This is a genomic window from Lactobacillus sp. B4007 (genome assembly GCF_026535895.1).
In the GTDB taxonomy this organism is placed as follows: domain Bacteria; phylum Bacillota; class Bacilli; order Lactobacillales; family Lactobacillaceae; genus Lactobacillus; species Lactobacillus panisapium.
The window spans coordinates 157,793-172,615 of record NZ_JAFNPA010000002.1; the positions used below are offsets into that span (position 1 = coordinate 157,793).

Here is a 14,823-nt window from a genome sequence, read left to right on the forward strand (position 1 = left end):
AATGAAAATAAATGTAAATTCTTCCACGGAAATGAAACAACTTGGTGCTGCGATTGCAAATACCGCTAAAGCACATGATTTACTGCTACTAAATGGTGATTTAGGAGCTGGCAAAACCACTTTGACGCAAGGTATTGGCGAGGCTTTGGGGGTCAAGCGCCCTGTCAAAAGTCCTACTTTTACCATCGTTCGTGAATATGAAGAAGCTAAGTTGCCAATTTATCATATGGACTTTTATCGTTTAGAAAATGATGATTTATCATCAATTGATTTAAGCAGCTATTTACAGCAGCCGGGACTAGTGGTAATCGAGTGGCCTGAAGTTGTTAAAGCCGATCTGCCTGATCAATATTTACAAATTGTAATTCGCCGGGTTGATGATAGTTGGGATTCGACTAAAAGAACGGTTGAATTCCGCCCACAGGGAAAGCGAAATGAAGATTGGGTAGCCGAAATTGCGAATAAAATAAAAAACAGGACTTAACCATTTTAGTCCTGTTTTTAGTATGATTATATTAAACTTGATAAACCAAATTTTTAATTGCTTCATCCCCAAACTGCTCATTTTGCGCAATTAAAATACCAGCACATGCTTCGCTGTCACTAAGTGCATTGTGGTGATGCCATAATTCGACATCTAAAGCATCAGAAACAGTATCTAATTTATGGTTAGGCAGATCTGGTTCAAACAGTTTGCTGGTCTGCAACGTATCAATGACAAAGTAATGTGGTTCCTGAATATCGTAACGACCTAAACTTTGACGCATAACATTAGTATCAAAGCGGGCGTTATGCGCACAAACGAGCATACCAGGTTGATAAAGCCGCTTAATGTGGGGCCAAACTTCAGCCATAGTAGGGGCATCTTTAACGTCATCGGCTGTAATATCGTGTACTTCAATATTACGGGCATCAAATGGCATTTGGGGATTAATAACAGTATAAAAACGGTCAACAATTTTATTATTCCGCACCATCACCAATGCTAATGAACAAGCACTTTCTGGGTGACGGTTAGCGGTCTCAAAGTCCATTGCGATAAAATTCATTTTTTCTCCTTTAAAACTTAATTTTAGTATAACATAGGATGAAGCAACTAAATGAATGCGGTAAAATAGTAAAAAGATAGGATAAAGGGAGCTATAACTTTGAAGTTATTTGATTTAGTAAAAGATGGAATAGAAATAAAGAAACAGGTTCCGCTTAGCAAGTATACATTTACTAAAACTGGTGGGCCAGCAGAATATTTAGCTTTTCCGCAAAATCAAGCCGAACTAGAAAAATTAGTGGAAACCGCTAATTCTAACCAAATTCCCTTAACCGTGATCGGTAATGCTTCCAACTTAATTATTCGTGATGGTGGAATTGCGGGTTTGGTAATTATTTTAACCAAAATGAATAAGATTACCATTAGCGGTAGCTGTGTTGAAGCGCAAGCGGGTGCCCGGATTATTGATACGGCATTTTTTGCTGCTAAGCACGGACTCAGCGGCTTGGAATTTGCTGCGGGTATTCCTGGAAGTGTTGGTGGAGCAGTTTTTATGAATGCGGGCGCATATGGCGGCGAGACAGCTGAGGTTATTCAAACAGTTAAGGTCTTAACGCCAACTGGTGAATTTAAGGAATATTCGAATAAGGAGATGCAATTTTCATATCGTCATTCTCTTGTTCAAGAAAATAATGATGTGGTAGTTAGTGCAACTTTTAACTTGCATCCCGGTCAAAAAAATATCATTTTGGCGGAAATGAATTACTTAAATGCGTTGCGCCAATATAAGCAGCCACTTGAATATCCTTCATGTGGCAGTGTTTTTAAGCGTCCCGCAGGCCATTATGTTGGGCCAATGATTATTCAAGCTGGTTTGCAGGGAAAACAGGTTGGCGGTGCTCAGAACTCGACTAAACATGCCGGTTTTATTGTTAATAAAGGTGGTGCTACTGCAACAGATTACCTTGACTTGATTGCGTTAATCCAAGCCAAAATTAAAGAACAGTTTGGGCTGGATTTGCAGACGGAAGTTCGCATAATTGGTAAACCAATTGATTAAAAAATATTTTAGATATTAGAAAGGAGTATTTATGCATTTTAATGTTTCCAATATTTTTACTTGGAACAACTTATCGACCATTCTTGATGTTTTAATCATCTGGTTTTTAGTCTACCACCTCGTTATTTTAATTAGGGGTACTAAGGCCGTTCAACTGGCAAAAGGAATTGTCTTAATCTTCATTGTCCGGATCATTGCTGGTGTTCTTCAGCTGCATACCACTACTTGGTTAATTGATCAGATTGTATCTTGGTCGGTAGTGGGAATTATCGTGATTTTTCAGCCTGAGATTAGGCGTGGTCTTGAGCATTTAGGACGGCTGCCAATTTTTGGAGGTCGCGAGGAGAGTGAACGTGACGAATCAATTAGGTTTATCAATGAGCTAGATAAAGCGATTCAGTACATGTCCAAGAGAAGAATTGGTGCCCTGATTACAATCCAGCAGGAAACAGGTCTTGATGATTATATTGAGACAGGAATTAAATTAGATGCGCGGGTAACTGGCGAGTTGCTAATAAACATTTTTATTCCTAATACTCCTTTACACGATGGTGCTGTTATTATTAACCAAGACCATGAAATTGCGGTTGCCGCTGCTTACTTGCCGCTGTCCGACAACAGTATGATCCCCAAGCGACTCGGAACAAGGCACCGCGCCGCTGTGGGTATTTCGGAAGTTACGGATGCGATTACGATCGTTGTCTCTGAGGAAACTGGTGGAGTAACTATTACTCGAAATGGTCGTTTTCTTCTTGATATGACCCGTGACGAATATATGAAATATTTAACTGCTGAACTAGTACCTAAGAAAAATGAGAATGCTAAGTGGTACCAAAAGATTATGCGTAAAATTTGGAAGTGGGGTGCTGACCGATGAAAGAATTTTGGCGTAAATCGTGGTTTATTCGTCTTGTTTCGTTACTAATAGCGATTTTATTGGTTATTTACGTTAATGATACTCAAGGCGGTTTCTTAACTCAGGGCCAAACTAGTCGTACCAGGCAAACAGCTAATAAAACACAGACAATTAGTGTGCCCCTACAAGTCTCAGTGGATACGGATAAATACTACGTAGTGGGTTATCCTGAAAAAGTCAATATTACGTTGGAGGGTTCAACCGCGCTCGTGACTTCGACAATTAATACGCAAAACTTTCGCGCTTATATTGATTTAACCAGTCAAAGCATTGGCACTCACGATGTTAAAGTTCATGTTAATGGCATCAGCCGGCAAATTTCTTATTCGATTAATCCCAAGACGGTTCATGTTAATATTCAAAGGCGAAAATCGACTACTATGCCTATACAAATAGAGTATAATAAGAGTGCTGTAGCTCATGGTTACACGTTAGGACATTCTAGCGTATATCCTCAGCAAGTTGAAGTTACTGGTGCACGAAGCGAAGTTGAGCAGATTGACCAAATTATTGCTAAAGTTGTATTACCAAATGAAATTACTCACACTTATGAGCGGCAAGTAAGTTTGGTAGCGCAAGATCGAAAAGGTAGGCAGCTTAATGTCGTGATTGAGCCAGCTACTGCCAAGGTAACTATTCCAATATCTGTTGCTAAGAAAAATGTCAAAGTTAAGTTGCAGCCAAAGCATGAACAAAATAACAAAATTTATTCACTAACTGCTAAAAATGACTATGTTACTATTTATGGTGCGGAAAAGGACTTAGCAAAGATTAAAAGTCTACAAGTACCAATTGATCTTAGTAATGTTGCTGCTTCAACGACAAAAACAGTTTCATTGGCCATACCGCATGGGGTAGTTAAGGCCAATCCTGCTCAAATTAGTATTGATATTAAAGTGGAAAATTCCGATGCTAAGGGCAGTAAAAATTAAATTGAAGATAAATAAAGAGAGGTAATTTTTAATGTTAAAATATTTTGGCACCGATGGTGTTAGAGGTGTAGCAAACCAAGACTTGTCCCCTGAATTAGCGTTTAAATTAGGACGCGATGGTGGTTATATATTAACTAAAAATAAAGCTAAAGATGAGCAAGCCAAAGTTTTAGTTTCGCGGGATACCAGAATATCTGGGCAAATGCTTGAATATGCGCTGATTTCGGGTTTGTTATCCGTTGGAATTGAAGTACTTGAAGTCGGTGTGATTACCACTCCCGGATTATCTTACTTAGTGCGTGCGCAGGGAGCAGATGCCGGTGTGCAAATTTCCGCATCCCATAATCCAGTTGAAGACAACGGAATTAAGTTCTTTGGTAGTGATGGCCTGAAGTTGTCTGATGAAATGGAAGGCGAAATTGAAAAATTAATTGATGCTAAAGAAGACAAACTCCCTCGGCCATCAGCCGAAGGCTTAGGCTCGTTAACCGATTTTCATGAGGGTAGCGCTAAGTACCTTCAGTTCATTGAAAACACCATCCCAGAGGATCTTGATGGCATTAAAGTGGTCATCGATGGCGCAAATGGTGCTGCCAGCAATTTGATTTCACGCCTGTTTGCAGATTGTGGTGTTGACTTTACCACAATTGCCACACATCCCAACGGCTTAAATATCAACGATCATGTTGGCGCAACGCATACCGAGAAGTTGCAAGAAGAAGTTGTTAAGCAAGGAGCACAACTTGGTTTAGCCTTTGACGGGGATGCTGATCGCTGCATTGCTGTTGATGAAAATGGTAATGAAGTCGATGGTGACCACATTATGTACGTTCTTGGCACCTGCATGCAAGATGGTGGCCGCCTGAAAAAGGATACTATCGTAACCACGGTCATGAGTAACTTAGGTTTCACTAAAGCCCTTGAGCGCAGAGGAATTAAGAATGTGCGGACACAAGTTGGTGATCGTTACGTTTCAGAAGAAATGCGTGCTAACGGCTATAATCTCGGTGGTGAGCAGTCTGGTCATGTCATTATGAGTGATTATCATAATACAGGAGACGGCATGCTAACTGGACTACACTTGATGTTAGTTATGAAGAAAACAGGTAAGAGTCTTAGTGAATTATTGGCTGATTTTAAAGATTACCCTCAATGTTTAGTCAATGTACCCGTTAAGAATAAGCAAGATTGGAAGAAACACCAACCAATTCTTGATGTCATTAAAGAAGTAGAAAAAGACATGAATGGTGATGGTCGTGTCTTAGTACGTCCATCTGGTACGCAATCATTACTGCGGGTAATGGCAGAAGGACCTACCCAAGAAGAAACTGATGCCTATGTTAAACGGATTACAGATGTTGTTGAGCAAGAGATGGGTGCTTAACGATAAAATAAAATAAATTATCAAAGCAGGAAATTTTTTCCTGCTTTTTTGTGTTCTATCAAGGCTATCCTTAGTATGTATATACCAATTATAACTTTTTTAGCTTGACCAATTATCAAACTAGTAATATTATTCCTTACATAAAGCTAAATTTACTACTGGCCCAAATAAACATTTTTGGGCTATACCAAAGGAGAAAAATATGTGCGGAATTGTTGGAATTGTTGGAAAACCTGCTAGAGAAATTGTTTTAAATGGTTTATCTAAGCTAGAATATCGTGGTTATGATTCAGCGGGGATTTACCTAAATGACCAAAAAGGCAATGAGTACATTACCAAAACTGTTGGCCGTATTCAAAATCTAAAAGATAAAATGACGTCTGATGAACAAGGATTAGTTGGTATCGGTCATACTCGCTGGGCAACCCATGGTAAGCCAACAGAAAATAATGCTCATCCGCAATATGATGAAACTAATCGTTTTTACCTAGTGCACAACGGTGTGATTGAAAATTATCAAGAAATAAAAAGTAACTATTTGTCAGATGTAAATTTTGTTTCCGATACTGATACTGAAGTTATTGTTCAATTGATTAGTAAAATAGCGCGAACAGAAAATGTGGATGCTTTCACTGCCTTGAAAAAAGCTTTAGCTATAGTGAAGGGTTCATATGCTCTTTTACTAGTTGACAATACTAAGCCGGATCATATTTATGTCGCAAAAAATAAGTCACCATTAATGCTAGGAATTGGTGCTGGTTTTAATATCATCGCTTCCGATGCGCTATCAGTATTAGATCAAACTAAAACATTTGCTGACTTACAAGATGGACAAGTTGGTGACATTACTAATGATAGTTATGTGATTGAGAGTCTTGCAGGTGAGCCTGCTGTCGTGCAGCCATATACTTTAAAAATTGATCCAAATGCGACTTCTAAGGGAACCTATGAATTTTATATGTTAAAGGAAATTTGTGAGCAGCCCGGAGTTTTACGTCACCTTGAACAATTTTATTTAGATCAAAACGGCAAACCTCAAATTAAAGCAAAAATTATTGATATGCTAGCAGCTGCTGATCGGTTGTATATTTTTGCTGCAGGGACCAGCTATCATGCGGGTCTGGTTGGTAAATTGCTTTTTGAAAAGTTTGCAAGTGTACCGACCGAAGTTGGTTTTGCTTCTGAAGCCGGCTATCATTTTCCAATGATGTCAAAGCATCCCCTGTTTATTTTTCTATCACAATCGGGTGAAACTGCTGATTCTAGGGTGGTTTTACAAGAGGCAATCAAGCGCAATATTCCAAGTTTAACTTTAACCAATGTTCCCAATTCAACTCTTGCTCGTGAAGCAACTGCCTCACTTTCCTTAGAAGCAGGGCCCGAGATTGCGGTTGCATCTACCAAAGCATACACCGCTCAAATTGCGTTAGAAGCTATTTTAGCTAAAGCATTAGGAGAAAAAATTGGCAATGAAAATGCGCGTGCTTTTGATTTAAAAACCGCTTTTGCCTTAGCTGCTGAAGGAGCAGAGCAGGTGATTTCAAGTAAAGAAAAAATTGAGCAATTAGCTCAAAAGTTTTTGCTTCCCTCACGTAATGCTTTTTATATTGGCCGTGGGATTGATTATCCGCTTGCTCTTGAAGCAGCGCTCAAGCTAAAGGAAGTATCATACATTCAAACCGAAGGCTTTGCGGCCGCCGAGTTAAAACACGGAACAATTTCACTAATTGAAAAAGGAACACCAGTAATTGCCCTGATTAATGACCCGCTAACTGCCGATTTAATGCGAGGTAATATTCAAGAAGTAATTGCTCGGGGAGCGAGCGTAATCACGATTGCAAGCAAAAAGTTAGCGGTTGACGATGACGATATTGTTCTCCCAGAGATAAATTATTATTTAACCCCACTGGTAAGTGTTGTGGTCGCACAGCTATTTGCCTATTATGCTTCCAAAGATAAGGGCCTTGATGTTGATAAACCACGGAATTTAGCTAAAAGTGTAACGGTTGAATAAACCTTTGAAAGTCCTTATGCCAATCTGAATAAAAGCGAATATTGAAAAAAGTCGTAAGTAATTACGACTTTTTGTATAATAAAGGAGATAATATCCAGATTGTGGGAGGAAAAAACTTTGTCAATTAAATTAATTGCGGTCGATTTAGATGGTACTTTACTTTCTAGCAATAATAGTATTTTGCCAGAAACACAGAAAACGTTGAAACAAGCCATAGACTCAGGTATTCAAGTAGTTCTTGCTACCGGCCGCCCATTATCAGGCGTGATGCAATTCAACCACGAATTAGGACTAGCCGGGGATAAGCAATATAATATTGTCTTTAACGGTGCAGTTATTCAAAACTTAGCTGGTAAAGTATTGATGAACCAAGAAATGAATTATCATGATTTTACTAATATGCGGCGTTTACAGCGCCTTGCTCATGTTAACCTGCATTTTGAAACACCAGAATGTTTTTGGACATGTGACCGAGAATTGGGCGTCAATTTATCGGTCAATGCTGCAATGACAAAAAATATTATTAAAGTACGTAAAGCAGAAGAAATTCCACAAGATTTTACCTTTAATAAAGTGGGCTTTAGCGAGACAGATGATGTCGAAGAAGTAGAGAAGCTTTGGAATAATGTTCCGGAGTGGGCTTTTGCTAAATATGATGTTGTGCGTAGTTTTTCTTCTAATATTGAGATTAATATTAAAGATGCTTCAAAAGGTAACGCACTAATTAACCTTGCAGACCGGTTAAAAATTGCTCCTAGTCAGGTCATGGTATTTGGTGACCAAGGAAATGATATTTCAATGTTTTTGAATCTGAGTTTTAAAAAAGTGGCAATGGGAAATGCGATTGAAATGATCAAAGATAATGCAGATTATATAACTGAGGATAATGATCATGACGGAATTGCGAAAGCATTAAAAAAGTTTGTTTTGTAGTAGAATAAAACTAGGTTGACTATTATGGTAAAGAAAAACAAAGAACATAATATTTCTGAAGCCGAGTGGGAAGTCATGAGAATAGTGTGGACTCTCGGCGAAATTCATACTGGTGAAGTAATCGAGCAGCTTCAGACTAAGAAAAATTGGTCTGAATCAACTATTAAAACTTTAATGGGACGCTTGGTTAAAAAAGGTCTATTGCAGACGCGAAAAGATGGTCGCCGATATGTCTATTCTGCCACAGTTACACAAATTCAGATGATGATTCAAGTCACTAAAGAAATGATGAATCATATGTGTGATATGCATAAAGGACAAGTCTTAATTGAAATATTGAAAGACATGCCTTTGTCTGAAAGTGATATTGCTACAATTGAAACAGAACTTGCACAGAAAAAACTGCATGCACCAGCCAAAATTGCTTGCAACTGCTTAGCTTCGGGTCAACACGATTGCTAGAACATTAGTTAATCTACCTAAGGAGGTAAGTCTAATGAGAAGGTTTGCTAGTATAATTCTGCGGTTAGTATTTATAGTATTTATTGGTGCTGCGGGCTTTTTGTTATTTGAAAGTCCGGCAACGATCAATGTTCAAAACGTTCCGAAAGTTGCGCGTTCTGTAATAAAAAAGAACGTCGATAAAAGTGGTGATACCAATTTAAAGGGAACACTGAAGTTAGCTAAAGACTTTGGAGTTGAAAATAAGGTGCTTGAGCAATTGCCTTCAAAGTATCACCGGGATTTATCCTATGTTGACTTGTATAATCTTAGCGTTAGCTATCAGGAAAACGGAGAGCTAACTGCCAAAAATTTAAAGCTACCTGAGAAAAACGAGATTCAAAAAGCTGTTAATTATCTGATACTCCAGCGTGTTAATAAGGGATTATCGGATAATTCTAAACAGGTCAATAATTCAATCAATATTTTTCATTACTTCTTATTTGGAGCTATTTTGATTTTAGCTCTGGCAGCATTGTTAGTATTATTTGGTCAATCTTGGGCCTCAATTGCTTTGTTAATTGCTGCAGTTGGCTCTTTTGGTGCCTTGCAATATTACCTAAATCAATTAGTCCAATATTTACAAAGCGAATTAGATCCAGGAATTTCTCTAATTACTTCCTCAATGTTATGGTTAGGTTTAGCAATTAGTGTTGTCGTTGCTATTATCTGGCCACTAGGTTTAAAGCTGACCAAGAAAAAGGATTAGAAATTTATAGTATTTTGGTGTTAACCCCATAATTAGCATAACTAATTATGGGGTATTTTGCTGGTCAGCAAAATTATCTAAACAGATTAAAGCTGAAACATGACGTTCTCCCCTAATATGGCCAGAAGTTTTATAAATTAGGTTGCCTTGATAATATTTAAGCACAATTTTATAGTAATTAACCATTATTATAGTGTAATAATGTAATTTTTTGTGATTATAAGTAAGCGCTGGAATAAAAACAGTAATTTTATAATACTTAAAAAGTTGTTATGAAATAAATAAAAGTTAGCTTTCAACCAAAATAAATTACATAGTTACAATTTCTTCGTTAACATCGTTAAAGTAAGTCCTTATAAAATCTTTTATACATCAACATTTCCGATTTATATTATAAATAACATAAATTGCATTTAATAACATGATTCAATTGTGATAAAATATAGTATGAATGACTGAAATAACGAGGGATTAATAAATGTATTATTTTTTAAATAACAGATTAGACTCCAATAGTTCTGGCATTGAACATGCTGAAGTTAAAAGGCTAAAATTATTTAAGCAAAAGGGTGTAAAAGCTAAACTTGCAATGCGTGATTATAATCGTTTTGCTCATCGAAATTTACCGCTATATGGTTTAAATGATGACGATTATGTAAATATGTACGACTTTTTTGCTGGAACGGTTAATTATCCGCAACAAAAGATGACAATTGATGAGCTACCAATTCCCGAATCTGATCAGATTAAAAAGGTTGATAATAGCTATGAAGTATATGATGGTAATCGCAAAACAATGTTAATTACTTTGTTTAGTGATAATAATCTTGATAGTATTACTTATTTTAATGCTGATGATCATAAGACAAAAATGGATTTTTATGACACTAGAGGATTTAAAAGCCTTACTCAAATTTTTAATACTTCAAATGATAACCTTATTTATGAATCATTTTATCGACCTGATAATACAGTTTATTATGAAGTTTCATATGAGCAAAAACCGAAGTGGCTTGCAGCAACTAATATTCAACTGACGGATAAAAAAGGTATACAATATTCGCTGATGAATATAGGACAAGCTTTTACTATTATGCTTGACGAGCTAAATGAACAAGATGGCGGCCAATCTACTTTTATCTCAGATCGTAGTAATATCACCAATTTACCTATGATAAATATGAAAACACCGGCACGTAAAATTGAGCATTTTCATAGTATTCATTATGGTGATTACAGAGACCCCAACTCATTTTTATCATATGGCTCAATTGCCAATACAGAACAGTTAAGTAAAACTGACTTAATTATCACGCCCGGACAGCGCCAAGCAGATGATATGAAAAAACGGTTGCGGACCCAAGTACCGATTGTTGCGATTCCTGTCGGTATTGTATCCAATGAGCAGCTTGCCAAGCCGCATATTCCTATGAGTCAGAGAATTCCTGGTAAAATTGTTATTTTAGCAAGGTTATTTGTTGAAAAACGCATAGGTGATTCTATTAACGCATTTGCGCAAGTTTATCAGAAAAATAAAGACTTAACATTAGATATTTACGGTTACCCTGATGGCTCAGATAATTTCAAAGAAGAAAAGAAATTGAAAAAGCAAGTTAAAGACCTTGGCTTAGAAAGTTGTATTCATTTTTTGGGTTACGCAAATGATGTTGATGATATTTATGACAGTGCTCAGCTTTTATTGCTTTCTTCTCTTTATGAAGGTGCGTCTCTAGTTACGATGGAAGCTCAATCGCATGGCGTTCCGGTAATTTCGTATGATATTAATTATGGTCCATCTGATTTGATTAATAATAATGTTAGTGGTGTTCTCGTACCAAACGGAAATGTTGATGTTTTTGCAGATGAAATTGCAAAATACTTCTCAGATTCTAATTTACGTGAACGAATGAGTGAGGCTGCTTATGAAAACGCTAAACGTTTTTCAGGCGATGAAGTTTGGAAATACTGGAAAAAATATGTAATTGATACGGATAAGGCCTAAAAAGAATTACTTTTTAATTATTATTTGCATATCTTTAACCATCTTTTAAAGATGGTTTTTTTATTTTTTAAATTATTATTAATTGCATTTCAAAATTATTTACGTTACTATGGTTAATCAGTTAGCTTGCTAACTAAAATTTTGGGAGGAATTATATGCAAAGAAAATTAGATGCAAAATTAATTTGTTCAATTTTTGCGGCAGGACTGATGTCTTTTTCAGGAGTCCTGATAGAAACGGCGGGGAATGTTACTTTTCCTGTCTTAATGAACGAATTTCACGTTAATATGGCGATGGTTCAATGGATGACAACGGGTTACTTACTTGTAGCTTCGATTATCATGCCATTATCTGCCTATTTGAAACGGAATTTCAGTTCACGTACGCTGTTTATTACTGCTTCGGCAGTCTTTATTGCAGGATTGCTTATTGATGTTGTGGCTAGAAACTTTTCCTTCTTAGTAATTGGACGAATTGTTCAAGGGGCTGGAGCCGGAATTGCGATTCCATTGATGTTTAACATTATTTTGGAAAGAACACCGTTAGATAAAATCGGTTTACTGATGGGGATCGGAACAATGATCACTGCTGTAGCACCGGCATTAGGACCAACTTTTGGTGGCTTAGTTGTAAACACAATGGGTTGGCGTTTTATTTACATTTTCATCATTCCAGTAATGATTATTTCTTTGGTTATGGGACTTGCTTCTATCACTAAGGAAAGTAAGAAAATTAAACATTCTAAGTTAGATGTTGCGGGCTTTTTAAGTATTACCGTAACTTTCATTGGCTTGATTTTAGCCTTCAGTAATTTGGCAACAGTTTTACAAAAACCATTAACGTTCGCTGTTCCACTAATTATTGGCATTATCGGATTGATCATTTTTATTAGGCATTCACTAAAAGTGGCAAATCCGCTAATTAATATTCGGGTGTTTAAGAAAATTAAGTTTACTCAGGGTCTGGGCGCTTATTTTATTTTTCAAATTAACACGTTAGGTTTATCTTTTATTTTGCCTAACTATGTTCAAATTGTTAATCGTTCGACAGCGATGATTGCTGGGTTGCTACTCTTAACTGGTGGTATTATTGGAGCAATTGCATCGCCTGTTGGTGGTCGGTTACTTGATAATTATGGTCCACATAAGCCAATTATGACTGGTGCGATGTTTGAATTAATTGGGGGATTGCTTTTCTGTCTTTTTGCAGCCAACTTTACTTCAATTGAAATTATCATCTTTTATACCATTACAATGCTTGGTACGGGCTTAATCATGGGTAACACGATGACTGCATCACTTAATGTTTTAAGTGAAAAAGAAAATACCGACGGTAATGGTTTATTCAACATGGCACAACAGTTTGCTGGGGCAGTGGGAACTGCAATTGTTTCCGCAATCATGCAATTTGTTCAACAGATGAGTGGCAAGAATACTGCGGCCGGTAAATTAGTTGATGCCTCACAAGTTGGTTTAATCTTTTTGCTTGTTTTAGTGGTAGTTGGTGTATACTTGCTGTATAAAGCTACTAAACCTGTTAAAGCAAAGGAATAAAAATGGAAAGACTCGGATTAGCCTTACAACGTGTCCAGAATACTTTTAACCGTAATGTTGATCATTTTGCAAGAAGCTTAGGACTAACGGGAACACAGATGTTGATTATCGAATATTTAACTTCCTTTTCCACTAAGCAACCAATCTATCAAAAAGATATTGAGCACGAATTTAATATTAGAAAATCAACTGCTACTAATATCTTGCATTTGATGGAACAAAAAAACTTGATCAGCAAAGAGGTTGATAGTCAGGACACTCGCTATAAGGAAATCCGGTTAACAGAAAAAGCAGTTAAACTAGAAAAAGAAATAACAAATTACTTTATCTCCTCAGAACAAGAAACTGAAAAGATTTTGGGGTCAGATACTAAAAAGAAATTGCTGGCAAATTTAGCCAAACTAGATTCTGCTTTATCAGATAATAAAAAGCACTAACTGAATCCATTATGGATAAGCAGCTAGTGCTTTTTAGTTGATAATTACCAACCTATTATCTTTCGTAATTTGGCGCCTTTTTCGTGATTTGAACATCGTGCGGGTGTGATTCACGTAAACCAGCATTGGTAATTCTCACAAACTGAGCATTTTTACGTAAATCAGCAATTGTTGCAGCACCAACATAACCCATTCCGGAACGTAATCCGCCAATAATTTGGAAAACAATATCAGAAACATCGCCCTTGTAAGGTACTCGTGCTTCAACGCCTTCGGGAACTAGCTTATTTGCTTCGTTAACACCACCCTGGAAATAACGATCTGAAGAACCATGTGCCTGTGCCATTGCGCCAACTGAACCCATGCCACGGTATGTTTTGAATTTTTGTCCTTCACTCTCAAAAATTTCACCCGGAGCTTCTGTTGTACCAGAAAGCATGCTACCTAGCATAACCGCGTTGCCACCAGCCCCAAGAGCTTTAACAATATCGCCTGAATATTGCATACCGCCATCGGCAATAATTGGTTTATGGTACTCCTGAGCAGCAGTAGCTGCATCATAAATAGCGGTAATTTGTGGGACGCCAACACCAGCAACAACCCGAGTAGTACAAATTGAACCTGGACCAATCCCAACTTTGACGACATCAACGCCAGCATCAAAAAGTGCCCTAGCTGCGTCACCGGTGGCAATGTTGCCAGCAATTAAAGTGACATTAGGAAAATGGGTGCGAATTTCTTTAATTTTGCGCAAAACGCCTGCAGAATGGCCGTGAGCCGTATCGATTACAATTGCATCAGCTCCTTTTTCTAGCAGGGCTTCAGCGCGTTCAAAGGTATCACTGGTTACGCCAATTGCTGCGGCAACTAGAAGCCGATTCTGGTCATCAACGGCTGCCTTGGCAATGTTGCTTGGAACAACGACATTTTTAACGTTAGCAACTTCACCGGCTTGGGCACTAATTGACATATTTTTATGAATAACACCAAGGCCACCTTGTAAAGCAATTGCAATTGCCATTGCGCCTTCTGTAACTGTATCCATTCCGGCACTTATTAGCGGAATCTTTAATTTGAGGTTAGGGGCTAATTCGGTTTGCAAATCTACCTCATTTGGAAGTACGTGACTTTCTGCTGGAATTAATAAAACATCATCAAATGTCAGTCCTTCTTTAATAAATTTCGTTGTCCAATTTGACATAGTCGCACTCCTTATCTTTATGCATAATGAATTTAAATTGTCTCCACTTTACTAATGATTTTAGTAACGGTCAAGCCAAAATTAAACTTATCATTAGTTAAGTTTCAAACATGAAGCAGTTATAATTATGGATAAAAAGCGAATAAATTAAACATTAATTTTTTTATTGTAAACTTTTTTAAAGATGCTATTA

At 37.2% G+C, this 14,823-nt stretch carries 14 protein-coding genes; 12 read left to right on the forward strand and 2 right to left on the reverse strand.

Features of this window, described 5'->3' with window-relative positions; all coding sequences use genetic code 11:
• Position 1 precedes the first annotated feature (1 nt).
• Positions 2-484, forward strand: coding sequence for a tRNA (adenosine(37)-N6)-threonylcarbamoyltransferase complex ATPase subunit type 1 TsaE (tsaE, locus tag J3U54_RS03980; RefSeq protein ID WP_103752145.1), 483 nt, complete (start codon positions 2-4; stop codon positions 482-484).
• A 31-nt stretch (positions 485-515) separates the two neighbouring features.
• Here the strand turns inward: tsaE and J3U54_RS03985 are convergent, their stop codons facing one another.
• Positions 516-1,049: a 3'-5' exonuclease gene (locus J3U54_RS03985; RefSeq protein WP_103752146.1), complete on the reverse strand. Its 534-nt coding sequence runs from the start codon at positions 1,047-1,049 to the stop codon at positions 516-518.
• 99 nt (positions 1,050-1,148) lie between these two features.
• Between J3U54_RS03985 and murB the strand changes: the two genes are divergently transcribed.
• The 11 genes from murB to J3U54_RS04040 all read left to right on the forward strand — a co-directional run bounded on the left by murB (position 1,149) and on the right by J3U54_RS04040 (position 13,429).
• Positions 1,149-2,048: a UDP-N-acetylmuramate dehydrogenase gene (gene murB, locus J3U54_RS03990; protein WP_267385180.1), complete on the forward strand. Its 900-nt coding sequence runs from the start codon at positions 1,149-1,151 to the stop codon at positions 2,046-2,048.
• Positions 2,049-2,079: 31 nt separating this feature from the next.
• The gene (cdaA, locus tag J3U54_RS03995; RefSeq protein WP_103752148.1) at positions 2,080-2,925 is read left to right on the forward strand and encodes a diadenylate cyclase CdaA; all 846 of its coding nucleotides are present in this window, start codon (positions 2,080-2,082) and stop codon (positions 2,923-2,925) included.
• Positions 2,922-3,896: a YbbR-like domain-containing protein gene (locus J3U54_RS04000; RefSeq protein WP_267385181.1), complete on the forward strand. Its 975-nt coding sequence runs from the start codon at positions 2,922-2,924 to the stop codon at positions 3,894-3,896. The genes cdaA and J3U54_RS04000 overlap by 4 nt, the downstream gene beginning before the upstream one ends.
• A 31-nt stretch (positions 3,897-3,927) precedes the next feature.
• Complete coding sequence (glmM, locus tag J3U54_RS04005; protein WP_220220991.1) at positions 3,928-5,280, forward strand: phosphoglucosamine mutase; 1,353 nt, start codon at positions 3,928-3,930, stop codon at positions 5,278-5,280.
• Positions 5,281-5,482: 202 nt separating this feature from the next.
• Positions 5,483-7,294: a glutamine--fructose-6-phosphate transaminase (isomerizing) gene (gene glmS, locus J3U54_RS04010; RefSeq protein WP_267385183.1), complete on the forward strand. Its 1,812-nt coding sequence runs from the start codon at positions 5,483-5,485 to the stop codon at positions 7,292-7,294.
• 117 nt (positions 7,295-7,411) lie between these two features.
• Positions 7,412-8,227, forward strand: coding sequence for a Cof-type HAD-IIB family hydrolase (locus J3U54_RS04015; protein ID WP_103752247.1), 816 nt, complete (start codon positions 7,412-7,414; stop codon positions 8,225-8,227).
• Positions 8,228-8,251: 24 nt separating this feature from the next.
• Positions 8,252-8,689 (forward strand): CopY/TcrY family copper transport repressor, encoded by a 438-nt coding sequence (locus tag J3U54_RS04020; RefSeq protein WP_103752152.1) that lies wholly within the window; start codon positions 8,252-8,254, stop codon positions 8,687-8,689.
• Between the two features lie 34 nt (positions 8,690-8,723).
• Positions 8,724-9,437, forward strand: coding sequence for a hypothetical protein (locus tag J3U54_RS04025; protein WP_103752153.1), 714 nt, complete (start codon positions 8,724-8,726; stop codon positions 9,435-9,437).
• Between the two features lie 478 nt (positions 9,438-9,915).
• Entirely contained in the window at positions 9,916-11,439 is a 1,524-nt protein-coding gene (locus J3U54_RS04030; RefSeq protein WP_103752154.1) for a glycosyltransferase, read from the forward strand.
• A gap of 155 nt (positions 11,440-11,594) precedes the next feature.
• Complete coding sequence (locus J3U54_RS04035; RefSeq protein ID WP_103752155.1) at positions 11,595-12,992, forward strand: DHA2 family efflux MFS transporter permease subunit; 1,398 nt, start codon at positions 11,595-11,597, stop codon at positions 12,990-12,992.
• 2 nt (positions 12,993-12,994) lie between these two features.
• Complete coding sequence (locus tag J3U54_RS04040; protein WP_103752156.1) at positions 12,995-13,429, forward strand: MarR family winged helix-turn-helix transcriptional regulator; 435 nt, start codon at positions 12,995-12,997, stop codon at positions 13,427-13,429.
• A gap of 55 nt (positions 13,430-13,484) precedes the next feature.
• Here J3U54_RS04040 and guaB read toward each other — a convergent pair whose 3' ends face one another.
• The gene (gene guaB / locus J3U54_RS04045; RefSeq protein ID WP_267385184.1) at positions 13,485-14,630 is read right to left on the reverse strand and encodes an IMP dehydrogenase; all 1,146 of its coding nucleotides are present in this window, start codon (positions 14,628-14,630) and stop codon (positions 13,485-13,487) included.
• Positions 14,631-14,823 lie beyond the last annotated feature (193 nt).

Bases quoted from the DNA above. Each gene is read 5' to 3' on its own strand.
- cdaA (WP_103752148.1), top strand. From the start codon at position 2,080: ATGCATTTTAATGTTTCCAATATTTTTACTTGGAACAACTTATCGACC.
- J3U54_RS03985 (WP_103752146.1), bottom strand. From the start codon at position 1,049: ATGAATTTTATCGCAATGGACTTTGAGACCGCTAACCGTCACCCAGAA.
- tsaE (WP_103752145.1), top strand. From the start codon at position 2: ATGAAAATAAATGTAAATTCTTCCACGGAAATGAAACAACTTGGTGCT.
- J3U54_RS04020 (WP_103752152.1), top strand. From the start codon at position 8,252: ATGGTAAAGAAAAACAAAGAACATAATATTTCTGAAGCCGAGTGGGAA.
- J3U54_RS04000 (WP_267385181.1), top strand. From the start codon at position 2,922: ATGAAAGAATTTTGGCGTAAATCGTGGTTTATTCGTCTTGTTTCGTTA.
- J3U54_RS04040 (WP_103752156.1), top strand. From the start codon at position 12,995: ATGGAAAGACTCGGATTAGCCTTACAACGTGTCCAGAATACTTTTAAC.
- J3U54_RS04035 (WP_103752155.1), top strand. From the start codon at position 11,595: ATGCAAAGAAAATTAGATGCAAAATTAATTTGTTCAATTTTTGCGGCA.
- J3U54_RS04030 (WP_103752154.1), top strand. From the start codon at position 9,916: ATGTATTATTTTTTAAATAACAGATTAGACTCCAATAGTTCTGGCATT.
- glmM (WP_220220991.1), top strand. From the start codon at position 3,928: ATGTTAAAATATTTTGGCACCGATGGTGTTAGAGGTGTAGCAAACCAA.
- glmS (WP_267385183.1), top strand. From the start codon at position 5,483: ATGTGCGGAATTGTTGGAATTGTTGGAAAACCTGCTAGAGAAATTGTT.
- J3U54_RS04025 (WP_103752153.1), top strand. From the start codon at position 8,724: ATGAGAAGGTTTGCTAGTATAATTCTGCGGTTAGTATTTATAGTATTT.
- guaB (WP_267385184.1), bottom strand. From the start codon at position 14,630: ATGTCAAATTGGACAACGAAATTTATTAAAGAAGGACTGACATTTGAT.